Source organism: Microtetraspora malaysiensis (assembly GCF_050947145.1).
Classification (GTDB): Bacteria; Actinomycetota; Actinomycetes; order Streptosporangiales; family Streptosporangiaceae; genus Microtetraspora_A; species Microtetraspora_A malaysiensis.
Genome location: NZ_CP191998.1, coordinates 3,845,677 through 3,857,998, shown reverse-complemented (window position 1 = coordinate 3,857,998; position 12,322 = coordinate 3,845,677). Strand labels below are relative to the sequence as shown.

Genomic DNA, 12,322 nt, shown 5'->3' with positions numbered 1-12,322 from the left:
CCGGCCGGCGGGGGCATGTCGCGGCCCCCGCCGGCCGCGCCGGTGTGGATCATCGGGTGAGCGTGACGCCGGCGACGCCCGGCACGGTACCGGCGATGAGCTCGGCGATCCGCGCCGAGCGCTCGTCCGCGCCGCCGCCGGACAGCTCCACGAGCCCGTCGTGCACGGCCACCCGCCACCCCGCCGTCTCGGTGGAGTCGCGCAGCGCGGCGAGGACGTCGTCGCGGATCCGCTCGTCTCCCTCGGCCAGGACCCCCATCAGGTCGCGGCGGCTGGCGATGCCCACCAGGTCGTCGCCGCGCAGCACCGGCACGCTCTTCACGCCCATCGTGATCATCAGTTTCGCGAGGTCGAGGATGTCGGCGCCCTCCTGGACCACGCGCACAGCGGTCGTCATGACGTCCGCGACGCCCACGGACGGCCGCGAGCCCGGCTCGGCGGCCGGACGGCGGTAGGCCCCGGGGTCCACCTCGAACTCCGCGCGCAGCAGGTCCATCTCACTGACGATCCCGACCATGCGCCCCCGCTCGTCCACCACGGGCGCGGCCGTGATGTCCTGTTCGTACAGCAGGCGAACGGCCTGTTTCACACTCCACGTGCGAGGTACCGACACCACCGGGGTCGTCATCATCTCCGCGACGAGCATGGCGATCGCCCCACGTCTCGATCATGTTCGGATGACACTTCCGACGTTACGCCGTCCCGCGCCGGCGGGCGGACTCGGCGGGGTCGCCCGGCCGTACGGGAAGGAGCACCGGTGAAAACGGAGGTGAATCCGTGGTCCCTGGTGTACGAGGGGTTCGACCCGGACCAGGAGGGGCGCCGGGAGGCGCTGTGCACGCTGGGTAACGGCCGTTTCGCCACCCGGGGCGCGGCGCCGGAGTCGGTGGCCGACGACGTCCACTATCCGGGCACCTACGTCGCGGGCTGCTACGACCGGCTCACCTCCTCCGTCGCCGGTCACCAGGTGACCAACGAGGACATGGTGAACCTGCCGAACTGGCTGCCGCTGACCTTCGCCACCCCGGACGGCGACTGGTTCTCCCCGCGCTCGGCCGACCTGCTCGACTACCGGCAGGAGCTGGACCTGTGGCACGGCGTCCTGCACCGGCGGCTCCGCTTCCGCGACGCCGCCGGCCGCGTCACCTCGGTGCGGCAGCGCCGCCTCGTCTCCATGGCCGACCCCTTCGTGGCCGCGCTGGAGACGACCTTCACGGCGGAGGACTGGTCCGGCCCGCTGCGCGTGGCGTCCGCGCTGGACGGCAGGGTCGTCAACGGCGGCGTGCCGCGGTACCGCGACCTGCGCGGCGACCACCTGACCGGCCACGCGACGGGGATCGAGGGCGCGCTGACCTGGCTGCGCGCGCGGACCCGCTCCTCGGGCGTGGAGGTCGTCCTCGCCGCGCGCCTGCGCGTCACTCCGCGGGAGTGCGCAGGACAGCCGGAGATCGCACAGGGTGACGACCGCGTCACCGAGACGCGGGTCCTGGCGCTGGAACGGGGCCGGCCGGTGACGGTCACCAAGACCGTCTCGATGGTGACGTCCCGCGACCACGCCATCGCGGACGCCTGGTCCGGCGCGGTACGGTCGGCCCGCCGCGCGCCGGGCTTCGCCACGCTGCTGAAACGGCACGCGACCGCCTGGCGCGGGCTGTGGGGGCGGGCCCGGCTGGAGGTGTCCGACGCCCACATCCAGCGGGACATCCGGTTGAACACCCTCCACCTGCTGCAGACGCTCTCCCCCCACACCGCCGACCTCGACGTGGGCGTGCCCGCGCGCGGCCTGCACGGCGAGGCCTACCGGGGGCACGTCTTCTGGGACGAGCTGTTCGTGCTGCCGTGGCTCAGCCTGCGCTTCCCGGAGATCGTCCAAGGCCTGCTGCGCTACCGGCTGCGGCGGCTGCCGGAGGCGCGGGCGGCCGCCCGCGCGCTGGGCCTGCGCGGGGCGATGTTCCCCTGGCAGAGCGGCAGCGACGGACGGGACGAGACCCAGCGCCTCCACCTCAACCCCCGCTCCGGGCGGTGGAACCCGGACAACTCGCGGCTCCAGCGCCACGTGGGGCTGGCCGTCGGCTACAACGCCTGGCTGCACTACGCGATCACCGGCGACATGGAGTTCCTGACCGGCACGGGCGCCCGCCTGCTGGTGGAGACCGCCCGTTTCTTCGCGTCCCTGGTCCGGCTCGACCCCGTGTCCGCCCGGTACGAGATCCACGGGGTGATGGGGCCGGACGAGTACCACGACGGCTATCCGGGCGCGGCCTCCCCCGGGCTGGACAACAACGCGTACACCAACATCATGACGGTGTGGCTGCTGCTGCGCGCCCGGCAGGCGCTCGATCTGCTACCCCGCCGCGCCCGGGAGGAGCTGCGCCGCCGCCTCGATCTGACGGACGCCGAGACGGAGCGCTGGGAGGAGATCACCCGCCGGATGCGGGTGGACTTCCTCCCCGACGGCGTCATCAGCCAGTTCAGCGGCTACGAGAAGCTGGCCGAGCTGGACTGGGAGCGCTACGCGGGCGTGCGGCGGCTGGACCGGGCGCTGAACGCGGAGGGGGACAGCACCAACCGCTACCAGGCGTCCAAGCAGGCCGACGTGCTCATGCTCTTCTACCTGCTCACGGCCGGGGAGCTGCGGCGGATCCTGGAGCGGCTGGGCTATCCGGTCGCCCCGGACATGGTCCGCCGCACGGTGCGCCACTACCTCGCGCGAACCAGCCACGGCTCCACCCTGAGCGCGGTCGTCCACGCCTGGGTGCTGGCCCGTGCCGACCGCGCCGGATCGTGGCGGTTCTTCACCGAGACCCTCACCGGCGACCTGAACGACGTCCAAGGTGGGACCACCGCCGAGGGCATCCACCTGGGAGCGATGGCGGGGACGCTGGACCTGGTCGAGCGCTGCTACCTCGACCTCGAACCCCGGCCCGACGGCCTGCACCTGAACCCCGTGCTGCCCGCGCGGCTCACCACGCTGTCGCTGTGCCTGCGCTATCGCGGCGCGGAACTGGCGATCGAGGCCGGCCCCGCCCAGGTGCGGATCACCCGGGCCGACGACGGGCCGCCCACAGTGGACGTCGCCGTGACCGGCCGCCACGTGCGGCTACGGCGCGGTGAGAGCCGTACGTTCCCGTTGCCCGCGCACCGCGACGAACGATGAGCGCACCGTTCGGCACCGGCCGGTGAGCCTACCGATCAGGTGACCGCTGGTCGCGGATGAGTTCCAGCAGCGCGGCGTGCGTCTCCCGGTCGGCCGCCGCGACGAGCCCGCCTGCTCCGGTGTGCGGCGGCTCGCCGCGCAGGTCGGTCACCACGCATCCGGCGGCCTGGCACAGCGCGATCCCGCTCGCGAAGTGGACGCTGTCCCGCAGATGGCCGTCGGTGACGTACGCGGCGCGCCGGCCGGCGGCGACCCAGGCCACCGCCAGGGTGGTGGAGACGACGCGCGGGCGGAACCGCTCGCCGAACCGCGGGTCGGAGAGCAGACGGGCCGCCTGGAAGCCCGGCGCGTTCGGGAACGGCGGATCGAGGTTGACGTCCACCAGCCGGGAATCGGACGACGGCGCGAGCCTCTCGTCCACGCCGTCGCGGCGGACGTACGCGCGGTCGCCGTCCGTCCAGAACACCTCGCCGGCGAACGGGTCGGCGGAGGCCGCCGCGGTGACGTCCGAGCCCACACGTAGGGCGACGTTCACCGCGACCAGCATGTTCCGCGCGGCGTAGTTGAGCGTGCCGCACAGGGGGTCGACCAGCCACATCCGCCCCGTCCCGGCCGACCCCGTACGTCCGCTCTCCTCGCCGGTCACGGCGTCGCCCGGCCGGGCGGCCCGGATGACGTCGAGGATCGCCTTCTCCGCCTCGATGTCGGCGGCCGTGGCGAAGTCGCCGGCGGCCTTATGGACGCGTACCGGCGCCGAACCGTACATGGCGCGCACGACGGCCGCTCCCGCCTCCGCCACCGCGAGGGCCAGCTCCTCATCCGTGATGATCATGGACCGAAGGATAGACACGGCCGCCGGGCGGCCCGCGTCCGGGGGCTCCCGCCTTTAGCGTGCGATCACCCTCCGCCAATGGTCACTCAATGTATCTTCATGAACACACAAAGCGATGGGAGGTCGTATGTCTTACGAACCTGCGCACATGTCGGGCATCGAGGCGAGCCCCGGCGTGCTGGAGCGGCTGCGATTCCGGTTCCGGATGCTCGACACCGACGGCAACGGCTACCTGGAGAGTGACGACTTCGAACGGCTGGCCGCCGACGTCCTGGCGGCGATGGACGAGCCGGAGGGATCGCGGAAGGGGCAGGCGGTCCTCGTCGGCCACCGGCGCTACTGGGAGGGCCTGCTCGCGGCGCTCGACACCGACGGCGACGGGCGGATCAGCCCGCAGGAGTACATGGCGCGGCTCGGGGCGCCCGTCGAGGCCAGGGAGACCGTCGTCGACTACGCGGAGTCGCTGGCCGCCCTGGCCGACCGGAACGACGACGGGTTCATCGAGCTCGACGGCTTCCTCGCCGTCATGACCGCGATCGGGTTCTCCAAGGCGAACGTCGAGAGGCTCTTCGCCGACCTGGACGAGTCGGGCGACGGCCTGGTCCCGGTGGACGTCTGGGCCGCGACCATCGTGGATTACTACACGTCGGCGCGCACCGACATCCCGGTCCACGGGTTGACGGCGCCCGGCCGCTGATGGTCCGACCGGTCGATCCCACGCCCGCTACGCCCGCCGCGCCCGGCGCGCGGCGGGCCGCGGCTGAAGGGGGCGGATGGCCCGCCCGGAGGGCGATCAGGTCGCTCCGCCCCTCGTTCCTGTTCGAGTCGCGTCCCGAGGACGAGGGCCTGGTCAACCTCAGGGACAACGAGAACCCGTTCGCCGGCCTGCACCGGCGCTATCCCGACAACACGAACCGCCCGCTGGTCGGCCTGTACGCCGACGCGCTGGACATCCTCGAAGGCCACGTCGAGGGCCACGTCGAGGGTCACGGAGCCGCCGTGGCGGCTCCGCCGGAGGGCTGGCGCTGGGGCCCGGAGACGATCCTGCTCACCCGCGGCGCCGGTGACGCCCTGGACCTGGTGTTCCGCACCTTCTTCGAACCCCATGCGGACGCGGTGGCGGTCACGCCGCCGTCCTTCGCGCTCTTCGACGAGTTGGCCGCCGTCCACGAGGTCGAGCGGCTGCGGGTGCCGCTGCTCGGTTCCGCACACGACCGGCTGGACGTCCCGACGCTGGCCCGCTCGGGGGCGGCCGGCGTCATTTTGTGCGATCCGGGCAACCCGTCAGGGACGTCGCTGCGTCCCGGCGAGGTCGAGCGGCTGCTGGCCGCCTACGACGGCCTCGTGGTGGTGGACGAGGCCTACGTGGAGTACACCGGCCGCGCCTCCCACCGGCGCCTCGTCCCCCGCCATCCGAACCTCGTCGTCGTCCGCTCCATGTCCAAGGCGCTCGGGCTGGCCGGGCTGCGGCTGGGGGCGGTGCTCGCGCAGCCCGGGATCGTCGCCGCGCTGTGGCGCGCCCGCCTGCCCTTCGCTCTCCCGGCCCCGGTGGCCGCGGAAGCGGCCGCGGCGCTGGCCGATCCGGCGGCCCTGCGCCGCGGCGTCGAGCTGTTCACGGCGGAACGCGATCGGCTCGCCGCCGGGCTGCGCCGCTGCCCCGGCATCCTCTGGGCCGGCTCGGCGGCGGGGTTCGTGACCGTGCGCACGGAGCGTCCGGCGACCGAGGTCGCGGAACGGCTCCGCGCCGCCGGCCTGGCCGTCCTGCCCGACCCGATGGGCTGGCGCGACCACCTGCGCTTCTCGGTCGGAGAACCGGCCGACAACGACCGGCTGCTCGCCGTCCTCGCCGAGAGCGGCGTCCACATAGACGAAAGAGAAGGACCCTGATGACGACACTGGCGACGGCGGACGCCGTCACATCTGTGACCACCGTCGCACGCGCCCAGATCCGGCCGATCACCTCGGTCGTGGTCGACGGGGAGGTACACCGGCTCGGGCAGCAGCGCGACTTCCGGCGCCACCCCGTCCTGTCGGCGTTCCTGCCCGATTCCGGTCGGCCGTCCTTCGCGTGGGTGCGGCTCCGCGACGGCGAGGAGCTGTCCGTGCACAGCCACCCGACGAGTTCGATGATCCTCGTCTGCCGGGGGTCGGTGCGGCTGCTGGGAGAGCGGGAACGGCCGCTCTCGGAAGGCGACGTCGTGTGTGTGCCCCCCGGGTCCGCGCACGGGTTCCGCACTGAGCCGGGCCAGGAGTTCCACGGCCTGTCCGTGCAGTTCGAGGGCGCCGGGCTGTACGAGGACGAGCTCGCGCCCCGGGTGTCGTTCGCCGACGACATGAACGACATGGACGGCACCGCCGACATCCTGGACGACGCCGTGGACGACGCCGTGGAGGCGGCCCCGGACGGCTCCGCCGTCCCGGCGTCGCTCGCGGAGCTGGAGGAGATCAACGCCTCCCTCGCCGAGCGGCACACCGGCAACGACCTGTTCCGGCTGCTGCGCACCGGCAGGTTGCGGGAGGATCCGCGGATGCGCGCCCGTTTCGTCACGGCGCTGCACGTGTGGTCGCGCAATTTCCAGCGGATGCTGCTCGCGCGCCAGGCCGTCTGCGTCGATCCCGTCCTGCGCGAGGAGTACGAGGCGCACCTGCGTGAGGAGTACGGCCACGACCGGCTGCTGCGCGACCGTTACGGCGTCCTCGACGAGGTCGACGACCCCGTGCTGGACGCGGCCTGCACCTGGTTCGTCGCCCAGATATACCAGCTGGACGAGGCCCAGAAGATCGTCCTGGTCCACATGGTCGTCGAGACCAGCGGCCATCTGTTCGGAGGGGCCGCCTCCGACGTGTACGGCCGGGACGCCGCCGCCTCCCACGTGTACGACCGCGACGCCGCAGGCGACGACTTCTTCGCCCTGCACGCCGTCGCCGACGACGAGCACCGGGAGCTCGGACGCCACCGGCTGGCCACGATGCCTCCTTCGGAGATCCCCCGGCTCGTGGCGATCTGCCGCCGGGCCTGGGACCAGATGGACCTGGTCCACAACCGCATCGCGGCCTGGGCCCTCGAAGGGCGCTGACCCATGGCCGACCGTCCGGCCGTTGCCCGCCATCCGGTGGCCGCCCTGGCCGAGGAGATCGTGGACCTGCTCGCCGGCGAGGGATACCGCGTCGCCGAGGGCCCCGAGGTCGAAGCCGAGTGGCTGAACTTCGACGCGCTCAACATGGCCGCCGACCATCCCAGCCGCTCCGCCGACGGCACCTTCTCCATCGACGGCCCCGACGGGCCATCGGGCCTGGTGCTGCGCGGCCACACCTCGCCCGTGCAGGTGCGCACGATGCTCGGGCGCGGCGCGCCGCTCCGCATGGTGACGGTCGGCCGCGTCTTCCGTCCCGATCCGCCGGACGCCACGCACAGCCCCGTCTTCCACCAGGCCGAGGGTCTGGCCGTCGCCGAAGGGCTGACGATGAACGACCTGCGCGCCACGCTCGGGCGCCTGGCCGCCGCGATGTTCGGGGACAGCACGCCGGTACGGCTGCGCCCGCACTGGTTCGCCTACACCGATCCCTCGGCGGAGGCGGACGTGCGCTGCCCGACCTGCCGGGGCGGGGGATGCGACCTGTGCGAGGACGGCTGGATCGAGTGGGCCGGCTGCGGCATAGTCCACCCGCGCGTGCTGGCCACCTGCGGCGTCGACCCGGGCCGCCATGCGGGCTTCGCCTTCGGCCTGGGGGTCGAACGCACCCTGATGCTGCGCCACGGGCTACGTGACATACGCGACGTGATCCGGCACGACCCGCCTCGCCCGGCCGGGGACCGGGCGGGCGAGCCCTCTCTCGCCCCGGCGGACCGGACAGGTGTCCCGGGCGACCGCCCTCTCGACCCGGCGGAGCCGGTGTCGCCGTTCCGGCGACGGCAGGCGGCGGCGCGCGCGCTCACCGCCGCCGGCTGGACGGAGACCCAGACCTCCCCGTTCCTGGACCCGGCCGTCTGGGACGCGTTCGGCCTGCCGCCGGACGACCCACGCCGCGCCCGGTTGCGCATCGCCAATCCCCTCGACGGGTATCCGCCCGCGCTGCGCACCTCGCTGCTCCCGGGCGTGCTCGCCGAGCTGCGGGCGCGGCGTCCTCCGGGCGGCCTCATGCTGTTCGAGCAGGGAGCCGTCTTCCCGCACCCGCCCGGCGGGCTCCGCCCGCCGCCATCGCCGCCCACCGGCGGCCCGCCGCGCCCGGAGGAGCTGGCGGCCCTGCACGCGGCGATCCCCGCCCAGCCCCATCACCTGGCGGCGGCCCTGACGGGCGGCGACTGGCACGCCGCCGTCGGCGCGGGCCACGCGATGGGGCTCCAGTGGGGTCTGCGCCTCCGGCCCGAGGACGGGCCGAGCGGCACGCGGAGCTCCTGGCCCTGGCACGGCGGGCGGTGGGCCCGCCTGACCGTGGACGGGACACCGGTCGGCGAGGCGGGCGAACTCGACCCCGCCGTCCTGCGACGCCTCCGCCTGCCCGGCGGCGTCGCCGCGCTGACCCTCGACCTCGACGCGCTGGACCGCCTCAGCGGCGGAGAAAGGACCTGACCCCCATGACTCCCAAGGAGCTCGCCGAGACCTACCTCGACGCCCTGGCACGCGGCGACCTGCCCGCCGTCCTGGCGTTGTACCGTCCCGGCGCGATCGTGCACTCGCCCCTGTACGGGCCGATCCCGGCCGCCGAGTTCTATCCCGAGCTGTTCGCGGACACGGGCCGGGCCAAGCTCAACCTCCTCGGCGCGGCCGAAGGGGCCACGACGAGCGGCGGCCGGATCGTCACCATCTGGTTCCAGTTCGACTGGACGCTGCCCTCGGGCCAGCCGGCCGACTTCGAATGCGTCGACGTCCTCGAACTCGCCGACGACGGCCGGATCGCCGCGCTGCACATCATCTACGACACCGTCACCGCGCGCCCCGCCTACGAGGCGGAGAAAGGCGAAGGCACTTCCTGGCGTCCGTCCTCCTGACCCCAGACGCCCCACGATCACCCGATCCGCGCCGGGTGATCTACTCGGTCGATCCGGAGACGCAGGATTTCCTCGCCGGCCTGCTGGAGCGACCGGCCCCGGCGGGGCTCGCGCTTCGCCGGGGATCTTGGTCGAATGGACGAACAGCTCGGCGGTCTTCGGAAAAACGGACGAATTCCCCGACCGGCCCTTCTCATACCGTGGCGGTAAACATCGACCGGAGGGCTGGTACGCGTTGTCCGTTGGTCTTCATCACCGCGCTCTGATCGCCCGGCGGGGGTCCCCGCGGTGAACCTCGACCTGATGCTCCAGGACCTGGAGGAGCTCGTCGTCTGCGAGTCCTTCTCCGCCGACCACGAGGCGGTCGCCCGCAGCGCCGCCGTGGTCGCCGAGCAGGGGGCCCGCCGACTCGGGACGCCCCCGGAGACGATCGTGATCGACGGGGTCAGCCACCTGCGGTGGACCTTCGGCCGTCCCCGCGTGCTGCTCGTCGGGCACCACGACACAGTGTGGCCGATCGGGTCGCTGCGCGAGCACCCCTGGTCGGTGCGGGACGGCGTCGCCCGGGGACCGGGCGTGTTCGACATGAAGGCCGGGCTGGTGCAGGCCTTCCACGCGCTGGCCGCGCTGCCCTCCCCGGAAGGGGTGTGCCTGCTGATCACGGGTGACGAGGAGCTCGGCTCCCCCACCTCGCGGGCGCTGATCGAGGACGCGGCGCGCGCCTGCTCGGCCGCGTTCGTGCTGGAGGCGAGCGCCGACGGCGGCGCGCTCAAGACCGGCCGCAAGGGCATCTCCGCCTATGAGCTCACCGTGCTGGGGAAGGCCGCGCACGCGGGCCTGGAACCGCACGCGGGAGCCAACGCGGCGGTCGAGCTGGCCCACCAGATCCTCGCGCTGAGCATGATGGGCGACGGCGCGACCACGGTGACGCCGACGCTGGTGTCCGCCGGGAGCACGATGAACACCGTGCCCGCCCTGGCCTCGGTCGCGGTGGACGTGCGGGTCCCCACCGTCGAGGAGCAGAAGCGGGTGGACGACCTGGTACGGGCGCTGGCCCCGCGCGTGGCCGGAACCCGGCTGCGGGTGAGCGGCGGGCCGAACCGCCCGCCGCTGGAGGAGGCCTCGTCGGCGGGGCTGTTCGAGCTGGCCCGCCGCATCGCCGACGGCCTGGGCCTGCCCCCGTTGCGAGGCGTGGCCGTGGGCGGCGCCTCCGACGGCAACATCACCGCGGGCGTCGGCTGCCCCACGCTCGACGGGCTCGGCGCGGTCGGCGGCGGCGCGCACGCGGCACACGAGCACGCGCTCGTCGCGGAGATACCCGGCCGCACCCGGCTGCTCGCGGAGCTGATCCGGGCGGTGCTCGCGTGACCGCCGCGCCGCGCGAGCTCCACAGCGTCCAGGAGTTCGAGGACGTCTTCCAGCTCTTCGACGACATCTGGCATCCCGAGCCGGGCGGGGCGCCCATCAGCGTCGAGCTGATGCGGGCGCTGTCCCACGCGGGCAACTACGTGGCCGGGGTCTACGAGGACGGCCGGCTGACCGGCGCCTCGGTGGGTTTCCTGGCGGCGCCGGCGGGGCGGGTGCTGCACTCGCACGTCACCGGCGCCGCGGCCGGCCGCGGGATCGGTTTCGCGCTCAAGACGCACCAGCGGGCCTGGGCGCTCGAACGGGGCATCGAGCGGATCACCTGGACCTACGACCCGCTGGTGCGCCGCAACGCCTACTTCAACCTGGCCAAGCTCGGCGCCCGTCCGGAGGAGTACCTGCCGTCGTTCTACGGCGTCATGGAGGACGCGATCAACGCCGGGGACGAGTCGGACCGGATGCTCGCCGTCTGGCAGCTGACCGATCCGCGTGTGCTCGCCGCCGTACGGCGGGAGCCGTACGTGCCGGTGGTCCCCGCTGACGCGGCGGTCGGGCTGGCCGACGCGGACGGACGGCCGGTCCCCGGCCGGACGGACGCGGGGACGGTCCTCGTGGCGGTGCCGGAGGACATCGAGAGCCTGCGCCGCACGGACCCCGGGCTGGCCAAGGCGTGGCGGCACGCCGTGCGCGACGTGCTCGGCGGCCTGCTGGAGGAAGGGGCCCAGGTCACCGGTTTCCACCGGAGAACGTGCTACATCGTTGAACGCACCGTCTGATCGCGGCCGAACGCGGCAGGCGGTCCTACCGGAAGGAGGCGCGGCGAGACGCCGCACACCCACCATGAAGATCACTGGAATCGAGCTGCGGCGGATCGCGATGCCGCTGGTCGCGCCGTTCCGCACCTCGTTCGGGACGGAGACGGCGCGCGACGTGCTGCTCGTGCGGGTCGTCACGCCCGAGGCCGAGGGGTGGGGCGAGTGCGTGGCCATGTCACGGCCGCTCTACTCCCCCGAGTACGTCGACGGCGCGGCCGAGGTCATGCGCCGCTTCCTCATCCCGGCGCTGCCCGCCCACGCCGACGCCCAGGCGGCCGGCCGGGCGCTCGCGCCGTTCAAGGGGCACCGGATGGCCAAGGCCGCGCTGGAAACCGCGGTCCTGGACGCCCAGCTCCGGGCCCGCGGCGAGTCGTTCGCGGCGTTCTTCGGCGCGACCCGTGAGCGGGTCCCCTGCGGGGTGTCGGTCGGCATCATGAACTCGATCCCCGAGCTGCTCGACGCCGTCGAGGGCTTCCTGGCCGAGGGCTACGTCCGGATCAAGCTGAAGATCGAACCGGGCTGGGACCTGGAGCCGGTCCGCGCCGTACGCGAGCGGTTCGGCCCTGACCTGCTGCTCCAGGTCGACGCCAACGCCGCGTACACGCTGGCTGACGCCCCACACCTGGCCAAACTGGACGCCTTCGACCTGCTGCTCATCGAGCAGCCACTGGCCAACGACGACATGGTCCAGCACGCCGCGCTCGCCCGCCGGATCTCCACCCCGATCTGCCTGGACGAGTCGATCGAGTCGGCCGAGCACGCCGCGGCCGCCATCACGCTGGGCGCGTGCTCGATCATCAACGTCAAGCCGGGCCGGATCGGGGGCTATCTGGAGGCGCGCCGCATCCACGACCTGGCCCGCGCCCACGGCGTCGCGCTGTGGTGCGGCGGGATGCTGGAGACGGGCATCGGCCGCGCCGCCAACGTCGCGCTGGCCGCCCTGCCCGGCTTCACGCTGCCGGGCGACACCTCGGCCTCGCGCCGCTACTTCGCGACGGACGTCACCGCGCCGTTCGAGCTGCGTGACGGCCACCTGGACGTCCCGACCGGGCCCGGTATCGGCGTGGACCCCATCCAGGACATCCTGGACGAGGTCACCACCTCCACCGAGTGGATCACCAGGTAGTTCCCGGACCTTCGTGGGAGTGTCTGGCAAATGCTGC

General features: G+C 73.4%; 11 protein-coding genes. 9 read left to right on the top strand and 2 right to left on the bottom strand.

The window, feature by feature from the left end; translation table 11 throughout:
* Positions 1–49: 49 nt before the first annotated feature.
* The gene (locus tag ACQP1V_RS18195; RefSeq protein ID WP_433425874.1) at positions 50–628 is read right to left on the bottom strand and encodes a CBS domain-containing protein; all 579 of its coding nucleotides are present in this window, start codon (positions 626–628) and stop codon (positions 50–52) included.
* A gap of 141 nt (positions 629–769) precedes the next feature.
* Between ACQP1V_RS18195 and ACQP1V_RS18190 the strand changes: the two genes are divergently transcribed.
* Positions 770–3,157: a glycoside hydrolase family 65 protein gene (locus ACQP1V_RS18190; protein ID WP_433425872.1), complete on the top strand. Its 2,388-nt coding sequence runs from the start codon at positions 770–772 to the stop codon at positions 3,155–3,157.
* 28 nt (positions 3,158–3,185) lie between these two features.
* Here ACQP1V_RS18190 and ACQP1V_RS18185 read toward each other — a convergent pair whose 3' ends face one another.
* On the bottom strand, positions 3,186–3,989 hold the full coding sequence (locus ACQP1V_RS18185) for an inositol monophosphatase family protein (protein ID WP_433424520.1): 804 nt from the start codon (positions 3,987–3,989) through the stop codon (positions 3,186–3,188).
* A gap of 127 nt (positions 3,990–4,116) precedes the next feature.
* Here ACQP1V_RS18185 and ACQP1V_RS18180 point away from each other — a divergent pair, with 127 nt between their 5' ends.
* From ACQP1V_RS18180 to menC, 8 genes are all read left to right on the top strand, one after another.
* Positions 4,117–4,686, top strand: coding sequence for an EF-hand domain-containing protein (locus tag ACQP1V_RS18180; protein WP_433424517.1), 570 nt, complete (start codon positions 4,117–4,119; stop codon positions 4,684–4,686).
* A complete protein-coding gene (locus ACQP1V_RS18175; RefSeq protein WP_433424514.1) occupies positions 4,686–5,876 on the top strand; it encodes an aminotransferase class I/II-fold pyridoxal phosphate-dependent enzyme in 1,191 nt (396 codons plus the stop codon). Before ACQP1V_RS18180 ends, ACQP1V_RS18175 begins: the two co-directional genes overlap by 1 nt.
* Complete coding sequence (locus ACQP1V_RS18170) at positions 5,876–7,066, top strand: cupin domain-containing protein (protein WP_433424511.1); 1,191 nt, start codon at positions 5,876–5,878, stop codon at positions 7,064–7,066. Before ACQP1V_RS18175 ends, ACQP1V_RS18170 begins: the two co-directional genes overlap by 1 nt.
* 3 nt (positions 7,067–7,069) lie before the next feature.
* Positions 7,070–8,560, top strand: a complete 1,491-nt coding sequence (locus tag ACQP1V_RS18165; protein WP_433424509.1) for a hypothetical protein — start codon at positions 7,070–7,072, stop codon at positions 8,558–8,560.
* 5 nt (positions 8,561–8,565) lie between these two features.
* Positions 8,566–8,979 carry a nuclear transport factor 2 family protein gene (locus ACQP1V_RS18160; RefSeq protein ID WP_433424507.1) on the top strand — a complete coding sequence of 138 codons (414 nt, stop codon included), beginning with the start codon at positions 8,566–8,568 and terminating at the stop codon, positions 8,977–8,979.
* Positions 8,980–9,267: 288 nt separating this feature from the next.
* Entirely contained in the window at positions 9,268–10,347 is a 1,080-nt protein-coding gene (locus tag ACQP1V_RS18155; protein ID WP_433424504.1) for a M20/M25/M40 family metallo-hydrolase, read from the top strand.
* Positions 10,344–11,120 carry a GNAT family N-acetyltransferase gene (locus tag ACQP1V_RS18150; protein ID WP_433424502.1) on the top strand — a complete coding sequence of 259 codons (777 nt, stop codon included), beginning with the start codon at positions 10,344–10,346 and terminating at the stop codon, positions 11,118–11,120. The genes ACQP1V_RS18155 and ACQP1V_RS18150 overlap by 4 nt, the downstream gene beginning before the upstream one ends.
* Positions 11,121–11,184: 64 nt before the next feature.
* The gene (gene menC / locus ACQP1V_RS18145; protein ID WP_433225741.1) at positions 11,185–12,285 is read left to right on the top strand and encodes an o-succinylbenzoate synthase; all 1,101 of its coding nucleotides are present in this window, start codon (positions 11,185–11,187) and stop codon (positions 12,283–12,285) included.
* Positions 12,286–12,322 lie beyond the last annotated feature (37 nt).